At 64.9% G+C, this 14,134-nt stretch carries 20 protein-coding genes and 2 other RNA genes; 3 read left to right on the top strand and 19 right to left on the bottom strand.

Annotation, left to right across the window (positions count from 1 at the left end):
• The 12 genes from THIVI_RS17055 to THIVI_RS23935 all read right to left on the bottom strand — a co-directional run bounded on the left by THIVI_RS17055 (position 1) and on the right by THIVI_RS23935 (position 6,335).
• Positions 1-1,542, bottom strand: coding sequence for a hypothetical protein (locus tag THIVI_RS17055; protein ID WP_014779785.1), 1,542 nt, complete (start codon positions 1,540-1,542; stop codon positions 1-3).
• Entirely contained in the window at positions 1,535-1,720 is a 186-nt protein-coding gene (locus THIVI_RS24830; protein ID WP_157174493.1) for a hypothetical protein, read from the bottom strand. The genes THIVI_RS17055 and THIVI_RS24830 overlap by 8 nt, the downstream gene beginning before the upstream one ends.
• Positions 1,717-2,298, bottom strand: coding sequence for a phage protein Gp27 family protein (locus THIVI_RS17050; RefSeq protein ID WP_014779784.1), 582 nt, complete (start codon positions 2,296-2,298; stop codon positions 1,717-1,719). The genes THIVI_RS24830 and THIVI_RS17050 overlap by 4 nt, the downstream gene beginning before the upstream one ends.
• 1 nt (position 2,299) lies before the next feature.
• On the bottom strand, positions 2,300-2,608 hold the full coding sequence (locus THIVI_RS17045; RefSeq protein ID WP_014779783.1) for a VpaChn25_0724 family phage protein: 309 nt from the start codon (positions 2,606-2,608) through the stop codon (positions 2,300-2,302).
• Positions 2,605-3,048 carry a hypothetical protein gene (locus tag THIVI_RS17040; protein WP_014779782.1) on the bottom strand — a complete coding sequence of 148 codons (444 nt, stop codon included), beginning with the start codon at positions 3,046-3,048 and terminating at the stop codon, positions 2,605-2,607. The genes THIVI_RS17045 and THIVI_RS17040 overlap by 4 nt, the downstream gene beginning before the upstream one ends.
• A 7-nt stretch (positions 3,049-3,055) precedes the next feature.
• On the bottom strand, positions 3,056-3,538 hold the full coding sequence (locus tag THIVI_RS17035) for a lysozyme (RefSeq protein WP_014779781.1): 483 nt from the start codon (positions 3,536-3,538) through the stop codon (positions 3,056-3,058).
• Entirely contained in the window at positions 3,531-3,743 is a 213-nt protein-coding gene (locus tag THIVI_RS17030) for a hypothetical protein (protein ID WP_014779780.1), read from the bottom strand. The genes THIVI_RS17035 and THIVI_RS17030 overlap by 8 nt, the downstream gene beginning before the upstream one ends.
• A 239-nt stretch (positions 3,744-3,982) precedes the next feature.
• On the bottom strand, positions 3,983-4,147 hold the full coding sequence (locus THIVI_RS24825) for a hypothetical protein (protein WP_014779779.1): 165 nt from the start codon (positions 4,145-4,147) through the stop codon (positions 3,983-3,985).
• Complete coding sequence (locus THIVI_RS22965) at positions 4,144-4,791, bottom strand: helix-turn-helix domain-containing protein (protein ID WP_014779778.1); 648 nt, start codon at positions 4,789-4,791, stop codon at positions 4,144-4,146. The genes THIVI_RS24825 and THIVI_RS22965 overlap by 4 nt, the downstream gene beginning before the upstream one ends.
• A gap of 539 nt (positions 4,792-5,330) precedes the next feature.
• The gene (locus THIVI_RS17015) at positions 5,331-5,765 is read right to left on the bottom strand and encodes a Mor transcription activator family protein (protein WP_052315056.1); all 435 of its coding nucleotides are present in this window, start codon (positions 5,763-5,765) and stop codon (positions 5,331-5,333) included.
• Between the two features lie 32 nt (positions 5,766-5,797).
• Entirely contained in the window at positions 5,798-6,232 is a 435-nt protein-coding gene (locus THIVI_RS17010; protein ID WP_014779776.1) for a gp16 family protein, read from the bottom strand.
• Between the two features lie 37 nt (positions 6,233-6,269).
• Positions 6,270-6,335: hammerhead ribozyme type II (locus tag THIVI_RS23935), an RNA gene on the bottom strand.
• A 127-nt stretch (positions 6,336-6,462) separates the two neighbouring features.
• On the opposite strand from THIVI_RS23935, the gene THIVI_RS23930 reads away from it, so the two are divergent.
• On the top strand, positions 6,463-7,185 hold the full coding sequence (locus THIVI_RS23930; protein ID WP_014776653.1) for an IS1 family transposase: 723 nt from the start codon (positions 6,463-6,465) through the stop codon (positions 7,183-7,185).
• A 334-nt stretch (positions 7,186-7,519) separates the two neighbouring features.
• On the opposite strand, the gene THIVI_RS17000 is transcribed toward THIVI_RS23930, so the two are convergent.
• A complete protein-coding gene (locus THIVI_RS17000) occupies positions 7,520-7,768 on the bottom strand; it encodes a hypothetical protein (RefSeq protein ID WP_014779775.1) in 249 nt (82 codons plus the stop codon).
• A 15-nt stretch (positions 7,769-7,783) separates the two neighbouring features.
• Here THIVI_RS17000 and THIVI_RS16995 point away from each other — a divergent pair, with 15 nt between their 5' ends.
• Positions 7,784-8,041 carry a hypothetical protein gene (locus THIVI_RS16995; protein ID WP_014779774.1) on the top strand — a complete coding sequence of 86 codons (258 nt, stop codon included), beginning with the start codon at positions 7,784-7,786 and terminating at the stop codon, positions 8,039-8,041.
• Here THIVI_RS16995 and THIVI_RS23925 read toward each other — a convergent pair.
• The 4 genes from THIVI_RS23925 to THIVI_RS23915 all read right to left on the bottom strand — a co-directional run bounded on the left by THIVI_RS23925 (position 8,039) and on the right by THIVI_RS23915 (position 10,314).
• Positions 8,039-8,105: hammerhead ribozyme type II (locus THIVI_RS23925), an RNA gene on the bottom strand. The two genes, THIVI_RS16995 and THIVI_RS23925, sit on opposite strands and share 3 nt — an antisense overlap.
• A gap of 3 nt (positions 8,106-8,108) precedes the next feature.
• Positions 8,109-9,650 (bottom strand): DNA-binding protein, encoded by a 1,542-nt coding sequence (locus THIVI_RS16990; RefSeq protein ID WP_014779773.1) that lies wholly within the window; start codon positions 9,648-9,650, stop codon positions 8,109-8,111.
• Complete coding sequence (locus THIVI_RS23920; protein ID WP_014779772.1) at positions 9,647-9,973, bottom strand: DNA-binding protein; 327 nt, start codon at positions 9,971-9,973, stop codon at positions 9,647-9,649. Before THIVI_RS23920 ends, THIVI_RS16990 begins: the two co-directional genes overlap by 4 nt.
• Complete coding sequence (locus tag THIVI_RS23915) at positions 9,970-10,314, bottom strand: helix-turn-helix domain-containing protein (RefSeq protein ID WP_014779771.1); 345 nt, start codon at positions 10,312-10,314, stop codon at positions 9,970-9,972. Before THIVI_RS23915 ends, THIVI_RS23920 begins: the two co-directional genes overlap by 4 nt.
• A gap of 167 nt (positions 10,315-10,481) precedes the next feature.
• Here THIVI_RS23915 and THIVI_RS16985 point away from each other — a divergent pair, with 167 nt between their 5' ends.
• Positions 10,482-11,213: a LexA family transcriptional regulator gene (locus tag THIVI_RS16985; RefSeq protein WP_014779770.1), complete on the top strand. Its 732-nt coding sequence runs from the start codon at positions 10,482-10,484 to the stop codon at positions 11,211-11,213.
• A gap of 1,007 nt (positions 11,214-12,220) precedes the next feature.
• On the opposite strand, the gene THIVI_RS16980 is transcribed toward THIVI_RS16985, so the two are convergent.
• Together THIVI_RS16980 and THIVI_RS16975 are read right to left on the bottom strand one after the other, a co-directional pair.
• A complete protein-coding gene (locus THIVI_RS16980) occupies positions 12,221-12,754 on the bottom strand; it encodes a very short patch repair endonuclease (protein WP_014779768.1) in 534 nt (177 codons plus the stop codon).
• Positions 12,751-13,788, bottom strand: a complete 1,038-nt coding sequence (locus THIVI_RS16975; protein WP_052315054.1) for an ATP-binding protein — start codon at positions 13,786-13,788, stop codon at positions 12,751-12,753. Before THIVI_RS16975 ends, THIVI_RS16980 begins: the two co-directional genes overlap by 4 nt.
• Positions 13,789-14,134 lie beyond the last annotated feature (346 nt).

Here is a 14,134-nt window from a genome sequence, read left to right as displayed (position 1 = left end):
TCAGTCCCCGAAGTGCGTGCCGCTGGGGACCGTGCCCCAGCCGATGGCGGCGATCGCCGGCGCGGCGGCGTCCAGGCCGAGCCCGGCGGTTTCGCGCGCGCCGCCGGTCTGGATCTGGTTGATGTCCGGCGGATCGGCGTCGGCGGCCAGCATCGCCAGCAGGCCGGCGATGGCGCTGTCGCCGTGGCGCTCGCCCCGGGCATCGGTCTTGCCGGCGGGCAGGCGCGGAATCCCGCGCACCAGCACCACCGCGCGGTGGTCCTCGAGCACGTCGTCGTGGCGGATCAGGGTCAGCGTGCGATCCTCCAGCGCCGCCTTGTAGCGCGGGAACTGGTCGCGATAGAGGGCCTCGGTGAACGACACGCACTGGATGCGGGTACGCCCGAACGCCTCGGCGGTCTCCTCGGCGATCTGCGCGCCGTTGCCGCCGGCGTCCAACGCGGCGCCCTGGAAGCGCGGCAACCGGGTCAGGCAGTGATGGAGGATCTGGCGCTGCTGGGCGAAGGGGACGTTGTGCAGCTCGATCAGGGCGCGCCAGGTGCGCTGCAGGGTGGCGCCGATCTCCAGCAGCACGATGGCGGTGGTGTCCCCGGAGCGCGCGAAGTCCATCCCGGCGACGTGGCGCCGGGTCGGGTCGAGGCTGGCGAGCAGCGGCTCGACCGTCGTGCACAGCCAGTCGGCGACGATCCCCGCGCGCACGCGCTCGGGCTGGGCGTTGAAGCGGGCATCGCCCGCGTAGCGCAGCAGCGGGCCGGAGTCGGCTTCCTCGGGCATGCAGGACTCGACCAGGACGCGCGGCAGATAGGCGCCGCCGCCCATGGAGGGGACGCAAAACAGCTCCTCCTCGTGATTGGGGCGGTAGCGGCGGATGAGTTGCGCGCGCCACGCGGTTTCGGCCGCCGGGCTCCAGACCTGGCCGGTGACCTGGCAGATGCGCCGATAGAGCCCGTCGGCCAGCGCGTCGTCGAGCGTGGTGCGATGGAGCGCGTAATCGAAACGCCCCGCGCGCACGTCCTGCAACAGCCGGTTAAACGGGCTTTCCGCGCCGTTGTGGGTGCTGAGGATGCGCACCTGGCCGCCCCACATGGTGACCGCCAGCGCGGCCTTGAGCAGCTCGTCGAGATCGTCGACGAACGCGGCCTCGTCGACCACCACGCGGTCGCCGGGGCGGCCCTTGGAGCGCAGGTTGCGCGGGTTGTTGCTGAATGCCTGGATGTGGTGGCCGCTGGCGAACTGGATATTGAAGACGTGAATATCCTTGCCGTTATCGGCCTTGAACACCGATTCGCCGATCGCCCCCAGGGCGGCGTCGAAGCGCTTGGCCCAGGCGGCGCAGTCGGCGATATAGGTCGCGGTCATGTCCTGGTTGTAGGAGATGTAGTAGACATCCCCGCCGCCAGTGCTGGCGCTGGCGTGCAGCACGTCATCGGCGGCCTCGCCGTAGCTGGCGCCGATGCGCCGAGACTTTTCCCACAATTTGACCTGCGCAAGATCTTGCGACCAGCGGATCTGATAGGGCAGCAGGACGGCGGCGTCAGACACGCGCGCCTCCGCACGGCTCCCACAGCCGCCCGCGCGTTCCGCAGCGGGTTTCGTCGTCGCGTGCCTCGCTCCACAGCGGGCGTAACGGCGCATAGGCGGGATGGGCGCAGCGGCGGGGCTGGTGCCAGTGGCGGCAGAACAGACAGCCGCCGCGGTGGGGGTGGGGGCGCGCCGTCACGCCCCCTCCATGATCGCCGCGCGCAAGGCGGCGATGCCCTCGGGGGAAACCCCCTTGCTGACGGCAACCGCCTCGGCGCGCTCGGCACTGGCGGCAGCGGCCTCGCGCTGGATGGCGGCGTCGCGCCGCCGCTCTTTCTCCAGTTGCAGGCGTTCCTGTTGAAGCTCCACGCGCCGAGCGGACAGGTCTAACTGGCGCTCCTTGACCTCGTGCCCCGAGAGGCGTGCGACGGATTCCGCGAGCGCGTGTAGAGCGTCTGCCGACAACTCCTCGTCAACCGTTTTGCGGAAAAGCGCTTCAGCCAGCATCGCCCGCGCCGCCGCGCCCACCTCGACCCCCGACTCGTCCAGCACAGCGCACGCGGCGGCGCCCGCCGCGCGCAGTCGCTCACGCACCTGATTAATGCTCTTGGCTGCCGGAACGTAGCGGTGGATCGCGCTGCGCGACACGTCATATCCCAGCCCCTGAAGCCACTCGACGTGCTCATCCAACCTGCCATAGCCGGCGTCGTGCAGCCGCGTCTCCAGCTCGTCGCGATGGTCTTTCTGGAGGCCGTAAATGCTGCTGATACGCCCCATGTCAGCGCCCCGGCGGCGGACGCGCCACGCCCGGCAGGCGCGCGACGCCGGTGGCCACGTCCTCGCCGCGCAGGGTGAGGGTGGCGATCTGGATCGGCCCGGCGGAGAGCACGAGGAGCCCCTGCTCGTCGAGCCAGGCGAGGTGGTTGCGCAGCTCGTCGCCGCTGATGCGGTGCCCGAGATCGGCCAGCCCGCCGCGCAACAGGTGTTCGTGGGCGGTGTAGTCGTTCTGGGTCTGCAGCATCCGCAGCAGGAGCAGGCGGCGATCCTCGCGCAGGCGCGCGGCGAAGCCGTGTCCGAGATCGGTCATGGGCGGCCTCCGGAGGCGTCCAGCAGTTGTTCGATGATCAGTTGCAGATTGCGGTCGATGCCGTTGAGGTTGCGGTCGATGCCCTCCAGGCGCCCGTCGATGCGCGCCACCAGCTCGGCCAGCTTGTCGACCCGCGCATGCACCCGCTTCAGATCCTCGTGACCGGGGCGCTCGTCGATGAGCTGACGCAGCGCGTTCAACTGCCCCGTGTGCAACGCGCAACTCTCGCGCGAGGAGGCATGCGACACGCCCGACTCGGCGGCGATCAGGCGCGTGTCGTGCACGTCGAGACGCTGATCGAGCCGGCTGGCCAGACGCTCCAGCGCCTCGCGCCGGGCCTGCGCTTGGTTGGCGAAATAGACATAGACGCCGATCGCGCCGGTCAGCACGAACTGCCCGAGATCGATGGCGAGTTTCCAGGCGGTGTCGGAGGCGAGCATGGCGGTCCTAGGGCGAGGGGGGCGAGGGGGGCGTGACCGGGGCGCGAAACAACGCCACCTCGGCGGCGCGGCGCGTGATCAGGCCCGGCAGCACGCGCCCGCCACCCCGGTTCCAGCGGGCGAACTGGCGCGCGGCGTCGGCACGCTGACCGCCGTTGAGCCGACGCAGCAGGGTCGAATCGGCGAAGGCGGCGGCGCCGACGTTGTAGACGAAGCTGACCAGGGCGCTGAATTCGTTGTCGTTGAGCGGCACGCGGACGGCCGCCGCGACCGCGCGCTCGGCGGCGCGCAGATCCTGGCGCAGCCGTCGATCCGCCTCGGCCAGATCGATGACCAGGCCGGGGGTCACGTCGCGCGTGGAGCCGTAGCCGATGGTCCAGACCCCGGCCGGACAGCGATAGGCGCGCAGCGTCAGGCCCTCGTGGCGCTGGATCAGCGCCAGCCCGGCGGCGTTGACGTGGCGCGCGGGGGCGTCGCTGGCATCAGGCATCGGGGCGCCCGCGCAGTTCGCGCAGTTTCGAGGCGATGGCGGCCAGCGCCGAGACGGCGGCGAGCAGCGCATTGAGCACGGCGGTCACCTCGTCGACGGTGCCCGCGAGACTCGCGGCGGTGCTGGTCGCGACGATCGCGCTCGCGGATGTGGCGGCCAGCAGGCGCCCGCGCAGCAGGGATTGCAGAAGGGTGTCGGCGGTCATGGTCGGCTCCGGGGCGGCGGCGGACAGATCGGGGCGGTGGGGGGTGAGGGGCACATGCCGCCAGCATGGCGGGCGCGCCGCTGGGCGTCCGTGAATGCGCGTGAGTGTTGCGGGGGGTGCGGATGGTGGCGGAGCGTGGCGGGGGCGGACGTTAATCGGGGTGATGGTCGGGGCAAGGGGCAAGGGGCGACTTCAGGTGTAGGGGCGACTCCAGTCGCCCAGTTGTCGGTTGTCGGTTGTCAGGCGCGCTCAAGGTGCTCGCGCACGAGACAGAGCAGGCGCAGCAGGGTGCCCAGCTCGTCGCGGTTGACCACGCTCAGGTCGCGCTCGGGGGCGAGCAGGTCGGCGACCGCGCGGAAGGCGGCGTTGACATCGTCGGGGCTGAGATGCTCGGCGATGGTCATGATTGCCCCTCCGCCAGCAGACGCAGCGCCATTTGCGGCGCGCGGTCGGCGTTGGCGCGGGCGAGGATGCGGTTAATGGTCCGGGAGTTGCGCCCGAGCGCCTTGCCGATGGCGTAGCGCGATGCGCCAGCGGTGAAACGGTCGAGCACCTCGGCCGCCTCCTCGGGGGTAACGGGGCGCGGACCGGGCTTGACGGGGGCGGCAACGTGAGCGATGGGCGCGGGCGCGCGATAGGATCGTCCGTGCTTGGCCTCCAGGAACAGGGCGTAGTCCTGCCAGGAGCCGCTAAAGGTCAGGGTCTCCGGAACGGACGGCTGAGCGGGCGAGGCTAAGTCGCCGCGCCGATAGGCGGAGTAGACGTCGATGATTTCCATCTGCACCGCGAAGGCGTTGACGGTGTCGGCCTTCATGCAGAGGAAGAGGCTCTGCTTTTCGTTGAGGTAGTACGCTTTGGTGGGGCGTCCGCCAAGCTCTCCGGAGGTTTGCCCCATGGTGGGGCAAACACTGATTTGACTGAGCTTTTCGAGGTTTCGCTGAATCAGGTCGCGGATCTTGCGCGGACGCTCGAAGCCCAGGCGTTCGGCGAGCTGAAGGTCTTGGATGCGGGGTTCGCCGTTGATCGGCGTGAGGATCAGGTTGGACATAACGAAGGTCTCTTTTGCACAGTTGAGAGACCGCCGCCAACGCTGCTAAACGTGTGAGGGCGGCGGACCGAGCGGGGTTAGCAGACCGGGCAAAGAGTAAACCGGCGCATCCGAGGATGCCCCCGCCCGGCCCGCCAAAATCGGAATTTGGCTAAGGACCAGGCACAAAAAAGGCGCCATCGGGTGAGCGCCTGTTGCGCTCTTTGCTCTTCGGGCTGCTACCCCCGGTCGCGGATAAGCCGCGACGAGGGACACGCTACGCCCGAGCGATGGCGGTTGTCAATCGGTCAAAACGAAAAGAAAACGGCAAATTTTCCTGATTACGAACATCGGTCCCGATGCGGCCTCGGCGCGTGAAGCCGTTCATGGTTCGACAAGCTCACCACGAACGGCTTCAGGATACTTTCTTCCTTGCCCCTTGCCCCTTGCCACTTGCCCCTTCGCTGGATGGCCGCGGGCCTCTACAGCCGGTAGGGTACGCATCGCGTACCGATCCCAAGCGCCGCGCGATCCGATACGAACGGTACGCGATGCGTACCCTACAGGCCGGCGAAAAGGTCCGGCTGCACCCGCGCGCGGTGCAGGTCGCGCTGGCGGCGCAGCGCCACGCGCACGCGGGCGGCGCTGAGCCCGTGGCGGCGCGCGAGGGCGTTGAGGCCGCCGGGACCGTCGACGGTGCCGTCGTAGCGGCTCCAGATCTCCAGGTCGCGCAGCGCGCGCAGGACCGCGTCGCCCTTGGGGATGTAGAGCTGGGTGCCGCCGTGCTCGCGCATGATGCGGGCGACGACGCGGTAGGCCAGGCGGCGGGCGAGCGCGGGGGCGGTCGCGGGCAGGCCGGTCAGCAGCTCGTCCAGCACGTAATCGCTGAGCCCGGCCAGCACGGCGGGCCAGCGCGCGGGGTCGTCGGCCAGGGTGTCGAGCGCGGCGGCGGGCAGGTCGCGCAGCAGGTCGGGGAAGAGATCATCATCGGTCATGGACGGCTCCGGGCGGGGGTGGAGGAGCGCGCTCATGCGGTGGGCTCCGGCGTGGCAGCGCGCGTTTTGCGTTGGCGCCGCGACAACGCGGCGATCAGCCCGCGCGCCTGCTCGGCGTCGATCAGCTCGACCGGGCAGCGGGTGTCGGCGCTCAGGCCGCGCTGACGACGCACGATGGCCTCGGCGTAGGACCAGGGGAGTTGTTGGTCGGCAAGCAGGGCCTGGACCTTGCGCAACAGGGCCTTGCGCGCCAGCGCGTCGGCGCGGGGACCGCGACCGGCGCGCTTGGGGGGCGTGGGTTTCCAGCCGGCGGCGCGGAACTCGGCCAGCAGTGCGGCGCGTTGGGCGCCGTTGAGCTTGGCGCTGGAGCTGACGCCGCCGATGCGCTGGAGCATGGCGCGATAGGTCGCGTCGTCCAGGCCCAGGGCCTGTTTGGCGATGTGGATATAGACAATTTCGCGATCCATGGGGCCTCCGTGGAGATTGACTGCTCGGTAGTACCGTTTGCGGCTGCTCGTCAGTGTCCGGCCACCACGCCGGGCAGACCCGCCGGGGGGGCGGGTTTCGCGGTTGTTAGCGTTTCGCGTCATTCCATCGCTCGACGCAATATTCCACGTTTTTGTTCATTTCGTCCCAGATCGCAATTTGGTAGTGCCCCAATCTATAGGATCTAAAATCTGACTGGATTTATTCAAACATGAATCACTGCCCAACTTGCAACACCACCAAGATCGTGAAGAATGGATTTAATGCAACCGGAAAGCAAAACCATCTTTGTCGGGAATGTGGCCGTCAATTCGTGATTGACCCCTTAGTTTCAGCGATTTCTGAAGAGACCAAATCGCTGATCGATCGACTGCTTCTTGAACGGATTGCGCTTGCTGGTATCGCGCGTGTTGCAAATGTCTCTGAATCCTGGTTGCAAATCTATGTCAATCAAAAATACGAGGGCGTTCCGCGCCAATTAAACGTGCCAAAGTTGTCTGATTTTCGACTGGTTGTCGAGTGCGACGAACTGTGGTCATTTGTTTTGAAAAAAGATGAAAAACAATGGGTTTGGATCGCGAAAGATCGTGACTCTGGATATGTTGTCGGACTTTATATCGGATCTCGTGGCATTAAGGGTGCGCAAGGATTATGGAATTCATTGCCACGCGATTATCAAGAATTGGCCGATTTCTACACCGATTTTTGGGAAGCTTATCAATCCGTTTTTCCAGAATTCCGTCATTACGCTGTCGGTAAGGAATCGGGAAAGACAAATCATATCGAACGATACAACTGCACACTCAGGCAACGTATTTCCAGGCTCGTACGAAAAGCACTTTCTTTCTCAAAAAAGCTTGAGAACCATATTGGAGCTATTTGGCATTTTGTCCATCATTATAATAGCACTCTCTCAGTTAAAGCTCATTCGTGAAATCATATAGAGAAGGGCACTACCCGCAATTTCAGGGCCTTGGCAATGACACGAAATGCCTTTGCACTCGACCCGCGCCCACCTAGAGCCGACAGCAATCTGCAAATGGTCTGACCTGCAAAACGGGCAGGGCTTGCACCAATGCAAGCCCCCAGCGGCAGATAATCTAATTCCCGTAGACATCGGACCTCGCAGATTCATCAAAGCCGCCCCAGCGGGGCCGCTTCCAGGGCGTTATGCCTCATAAATCGTCAGGCTCCACAGCGCTTGTATACTGCGGGATGTACCCGCCCTGCACGATGTACAGACCGCGCCGGGGCGCGGTTTCGCGGGGTTAGGCCGTCTCGACCGGCGGCGACCGATCGTCGTCCTCCGGGTCGCTGGGCGTCATGGTGTCGAGCACGGCCAGCAGGTCGGCGCGATGCAGCGCGATCTGCCAGTCCGGCAGCGTCTCGCCGGCAGCGGCCTGGCGCAGCGTGTCCTTGAGCCGCCGGTAGCGCTCGTCCATCATGGGTAGCAGCGCGGCGAAGCGTGCGACGGCGGCAGGGTCGGCGGCGGCGTCGTGCATGGCGATTGTCATCATCACTGGGGGCCTCTCATGGCGGTTTATCGAAAAGCGCATCTCGCGCCCTATCTCCAAGAATTGGAGGCTGACTACTGGTCATTGCGCCGCGCCATCGAAGGGACGGCGCCCAACGAGAATCTGGCCGAGCAGTATCACGCCAATCCCGATCAGTTCCGCGACGAGTACCGCGAGGTCGACTTCGACCGGGTGCTGCGCGCGTTGGCGCACTTCAAGGTGACCGCGGACATGCTCAAGCAGTTGAAGCGCCACAAGGCGATGCCGGTCGGCTGATGGCTGCTCGTCAGTGCCCGGCCACCACGCCGGACAGACCCGCCGGGGGGGGCGGGTTTCGCGGTTGTTAGCGTTTCGCGTCATTCCATCGCTCGACGCAATATTCCACGTTTTTGTTCATTTCGTCCCAGATCGCAATTTCAGGGCCTTGGCAATGACACGAAATGCCTTTGCACTCGACGCGCGCCCACCTAGAGCCGACAGCAATCTGCAAATAGTCTGACCTGCAAAACGGGCAGGGCTTGCACCAATGCAAGCCCCCAGCGGCAGATAATCTAATTCCCGTAGACATCGGACCTCGCAGATTCATCAAAGCCGCCCCAGCGGGGCCGCTTAACCGGGCGTTATAAGGAATGGAGGTCGCCTTGGTGATACTGAGTCGCGCCAGCAACCCGACGGCGGCGTCGTCCATGAGGGCGTTGCAGTAGCCCGAGCCGTTGTCGACATAGAAGATGGCGGGAATGCCGCCCACCAGACAGGCGTGACGCAGGGCGTCGAGGACGGCCCAACCGCTTTCGGCCAGGGCGATCGACCAGCCGACTGAGCGGCGCGTGCAGACATCGAGACAGGAGGTGATCTCGGGACGGAACGGGCGGCCGTGGACGGGATGCCGGATTTCGGCGTCGAAGGTGTGGCCGTCCGTGGTGTAGACGTCGCCGGGCCACATCTCGCGGGTGGAGCGCCGCCGGAAGGGCTGGAGGTTGCGCAGGTCGCGGGTGCCGAGCCGGCCGCGTTCGCGCTCGACGCTGCCGAGTTTTTTGAGGAAGCGGCTGGCGGCCCAGTAGCTGGGGGCGGCGGTGCCCTCGGGCAGGTGCTGGGGCAGTTCGCCCAGCGCCCAGGCGAGGCTGGGCTTGGTGGGACGCTGGTAGAGCTGGAGCAGCGCCGGCGCCCAGGCGGGGACGCGCTGGCGCTCGGTGGATTTGGGGGCGAGGGCGAGATAGCCCTGGGCGCGGTCGGCGAGCCAGCGATAGAGGGTGCGGCGCGAGAGGGTGCGCTCCCCGTCCGCGCCGCCGCTCTTGGCGTTGGCGACGCCCAACATGGCGGCAAGTTCGGGGGGCAGTTGGCCCAGATCGGCTTGGTTGACCAGGGTCTTGATGGATTTTTCGAGCCCGAGCACGGTGCCGAGGCGGTCGATCTCTTGCAGCAGGGCGAGCCGGGCTTCCATGCGCCGGCGCTGCCAGTCTTTGAGTTCGGTGACGTCGCGGGGGGCGTTGGGGCCTGTCCTGAGCCGGGTCGAAGGGGTGGGGTTGGTGGCTAAGTGGCGGTCCGCCGCTGGGTCGGCGCTGACCGCGGTCGGGTTGGCGGCGACCAGGCTCCTGGCGTCGGGAAGATGGTCGGGGGCGCTGACGGGCACCAATTGGGTGACGTCGCCGGAAAGGGGCGCGACGACGGGCGCGGCCAGGGCTGGAACCTGGGCGATGGCGACTTGCAGCAGGTGGTCCTGGGTGATTTTCGGGAGGGATTTGAGGGCGTATTCCTTGCCGCCGCCACGGCCGGGGCGGGGTTGGTGTTTCCAGGCTTGGCGCGTTGCGACGTCAATGACGCCCTTTTTGGTGCCCGGCAGCCCAGGCAGGCCAACCAAATCGACGACCGAGTACCAGGATTTCATGACGCGCCTTCCTCATTGAGCGCGGCTTGCGCGGCGCGCAAAAATTGCAGGCCGATCCAGCCCAACACCACGGACAACAACATCCGGCAGCCGTAACGTGGCGCCCCCCCTTGATTCGTCGGCAACGAGATTGCCGAATCGCCTGCAAGATGCTGCTGCGTTTCAATGGGTAGCGATTCAATGGCGTATTCCTTGCCGCCACCACGACCAGCGCGGGGGCGATGATTCCATCCTTCGCGCTTGGCTCGAAGCTGAATCGCCCGCCCGGTTTTTGGTAAGCCAGGCAGCCCCATCAATGCCGACACCGAGTACCAAGACTTCACGCCCCTGGCTCCTCATCGCTAATAGCGATGCTAAAGTTGGCCTTAACTTTCTCTTTCCGACGAAAGGTCGGTCTAGCCATCGGCGCATTGGGCCGTTGGCGTACCGGACGACCGTCCGCGTGATAGCGATCCGGCCATAGATCGGCGGGCGACACCTCCAAGACGCTTGCAATCGCCGCTTCGACTGCGGGGTACCGATTGCGGTGGACGTGATGCACAGCCTCCCGCGTTAAGCCCAGATCGCGGGCCACGGCGCTGAGCGAGGAGCCGCGTGCACGGAGGGCAGCCTTGATCAGCTCCCAACGAGCGGCGGGGTTTTTGGGGTCTAGTAGTTTTTTCATGAGTAAAGTATTGACGCATATTTGCGGCGCGTCAACGCTTTTTTGCGGCAAAAGCCCGCTTAAAACTTTTAGCCCTTCAATATTGCGGATCTTTTGCCTAGAGCGGTAAAAGTTCTAAAAAGTTGAAGCCAGCAATCAAAACAGGAAAAAACCATCAAGAACTTGATATGAATACAAAAAAATTAAACTTTTTACCTTCGGAAGAGATTGCTGCGCGAGGTAAAACTTCTAGGCCAGAACTTTATAGCCGCATTAGTGCTGTCTCTGACCTTTTTGAGACTCGCAAAAAAGCGGCAGAGGCGGCTGGCATCTCGACCGATCAGCTTGCTCGGTATGCCAATGGCCAAAGCCAGCCTGGCCTCGTCCCGATTGCGAAGATGTGCGATGCCGCCGGCGTCCGGCTGGGCTGGCTATGGACAGGCGAAGGCCCCATGCGCACTGGGGGAGCACGCCCGGAACCAACGGCTCCAGCGGGGATCTGGGAGGAATTTGCCCTGGTGCCGCTGTACGACGTGTCGGTCAGCACCGGGCCGGGGGTCTTGGTGGAAAGCGAGGCGGTGCTCGCCCAGTTGGCGTTTCGTCGCGACTGGCTGCGCCAGACCGGCATCCAGGCCGACAACCTGGCGGTGGTGCGGGCCGTGGGCGACTCGATGGAGCCCACCATCCGCCACGGCGACGCCCTCCTGGTCGACCGCGCCAAGCGCGAGCCGGAGGGTGGCTACATCTACGTCTTACAGATCGATCACGAGCTGCGCGCCAAGCGCCTGCAACGCCTGGCCGATGGCCGGGTCCGGCTCGGCACCGACAACTTCGCCTATGCCGAGGAGTTCATCGAGCGCGACCGCCTCCACCAACTGGAAATCGTGGGCCGGGTCGTCTGGAAGGGTGGAATGATGTGATGCCAAGCCGTATCGGCGAAGTACCAAACTAAATGCAAAACCGATAGGCAACGACTGAATCCAAGCCGATTAGTGCCAACTCAAGCGCAAAATCGAAAACCTCGACAAGCTGCATCAACCTCCTGTTTTATCGGCGTAAATCGCGCCAATCATCCATATCCTTTAGGTGCCAATACAGTTACTAACCCACAGCCAGTCGCTTCAGCCGTTGCGCCACGTCCTCGGTGGTGATCCGAACGCCATCGAGTTCCCGGCGAACGAGTTGCACCAGCTTTTCGTCAGCAGCCAGCATGCATTGAAGGCAATCCCGATAGAACGTGTCGGGATTGGTAGAATCTGCGGTAGCCATGCGGTAAGCCTCTCTCACTGTTGGTCAGTGCGCCGGGTGCCGATGTAGGGTCGGTCCGGCGCGCGCTTCAAAATTTCACATCGGCCTCAGATGGTTGATCGTCTAGCATTTCATGCGCTTTCAACACCCCTAGTTCGCGCGCCAAGTCCTCAAGATCGCAATGCGTGGTGACAACGCCACTGCAATTCTCCACGGTGTACCAGTCACCTAAATTGGAGTGCCGGCTTCCTTCACGACATGCGCGCAATTGCGAACCGAAAGGATGGCCATCTTTTCTCTCACCCGGTCGCAGTGAGCGGGGGACCGTGGCGCCGCCTGGCGGCGGGGCGCGGTGGAGCGTGCGGTTGAATCAGTGTTGGCGAAGGCGGTGCAGACCGGCCAGGGATACCTCCCCTGGTGGCCCGAAGTGGGTCGCCCACAGGCGTTCGCGAGTTTTGGTGCGGGGTTTTGGTGTGGCGCGATGACCGCTGAAACCAGCCACAGCAAGGGTTCAGCGCCGGCGCTCTTTGTGGTCAAAGACCGCCGGACAAAAGCTGGTGCTCGCCTGAGCCGGATGCCATACGGGAGATTGCCGATCCGCCGTGAACAGCCGCATCCAGGTGCCGCCTGTTCCGCATCGGGAGCTATCGACCCCTGTCCGCGTGATGTCCGGAGCTGTTCAGGTTCTGTCCGTGTCGTCTCCGCTCAAGCCGGGTGGCACGCTTCCGCGCGACAAGCCTTCAATCGTTGCGCGGCGCATCTCCGGATGATTCAGGAACCGCTCGCAGGCGTCGATCACGGCCCCCGGATCCTGTCGGTTCTTACCCCGCAGCGCGCATTCCCAGACGGTCAGGACGCGCCAGCCGGCCAGACGCAGGGCGTTGAGCACACGGTCGTCACGCGCACGGTTCTCACCCAGCTTCCGTTCCCAGAACTCCCGGCGCGTGGCCGGGGTAGCGGAGAGATGACAGCCGTGCGTGTGCCAGAAACAGCCATGGATCATGATGAGTGCCCGGCGTCCGGGAAAGACGATGTCGGGGCGGCCCGGCAGTTTGCGATCATGGATGCGGTAGCGGTAGCCTCGGGCGAAGAGGGCGCGGCGAATCAGGATTTCCGGCCCGGTATCGCGCGACCGAATGCGTGACATGCAGCGCGAACGCTGTGCCGGCGTCAGCACATCGCCGGATGGCTTCGGTTCCCCAGCCTCGCTCATCCCTGCTCCAGTGCAGCCGCCGCGAGCAGAATCCGATTGATCCGCGCCAGTTCACGCCGCCGGCGTTCCGATGGTTTGCCGGTCTGCACATTGAGACTGAAACGGTCGTCGAAGGATGGCGGCAGATCGATCCGGACCCGGGCCAGCGAGGCGTGCGGTTCGGCGTCGTTCTGTAACAGCCCGTTCCAGCCGCCGGCCTGGATCAGGCGGCGGTTGCGATAGAAATAGAACCCCTGACGCGCCGCCGCCCGGTTGCCGAGCCGGTATTCCGGCCGGTCGCTGTTAGGCGGCCAGAGGTGACAGTCGAGCGGGATCTCGCCGACCCCGGCGAGGTGCATCACGAAGGTTCGCGGGTAGCCTTCGAGCGGTGCAACCCCGTATCCGAAGGGATCCAGTGCGGGAACCGTGGCACGGATCTGATGTTCCGGCTCTCCCTGTTCCTGCTGGTCAATGTGAATGCTCAACACACCGCGCTGGATGAAGCGATGGAAATGCAGGCCAAGATGCAGCTCCAAGCGGCGGTGCAGAGCATTGAGGGTGTAGCGGAGACCCCGGCCTGACACCGGCAGTTTGTCGATGTCGTTCCACAGCACGACCGTTCCCGACACGCGCAGGTCAATCGGCGACCAAGGCGCATCGATCAGCGCCGCCGCCTGGCTTTCTTTAACGATGTCACAGTCCCAGTGACGCCGGATCCCCGCCAGTGTCCAGCGTCGACCGACCGTCAGGCCCTCCCGCCGCGAAATCACGACCAGAGTGCGGGCATGGCTGAACGAGGATAGCTTGAGCCCCAGCCCGAACTTGCCGAGCGAGGTGTGATCGACACGCGCAGCGGAACCGAAGCGCATGGCGTTGCGCAGTTGAGCCGCATCCATGCCGGCGCCGTCATCGACCACCGCCACCCCGACGATGCGCTCGCCAGTCCATAGAAACCGGATCAGCACATTGGTGGCACCTGCGCTCAGTGCATTGTCGATCAGGTCAGAGAGCGCCTGTTCCAGGCTGTAACCGATCTGTCTGAGCGCGACAATCAAACGGCCTGGATCGGGGGCGATTGGTTCGGAAGACCCGACTGGCGAATCGCTGTATCCTGCCAATGTTCTGTGCCAGACCGTTGGTGAATAGCAGCCGGCGTTTCGCATGCACACTGATGATAACGCTGCAATAGGCACTGCCGGCCTATCGCTTCGGCGCTGGCTGGCCGATCTGTCTCAAAAGTGGCTGGCGGTCCCGGGCGAACCAAGCGCACAGCAAGCCGCGAAAGCGGACAGTTGTATCTGGAAGCCGACGCCACGCCCGCTATTACGACCACAATCTGTTGGACACTGCGGGGAACGAAGCGTTTTCAAAACGTCTGACAATCGGGGGTTAGGTTGATGT

Source organism: Thiocystis violascens DSM 198, from assembly GCF_000227745.2.
Classification (GTDB): domain Bacteria; phylum Pseudomonadota; class Gammaproteobacteria; order Chromatiales; family Chromatiaceae; genus Chromatium; species Chromatium violascens.
This window is presented reverse-complemented; position numbering and strand designations above follow the sequence as displayed.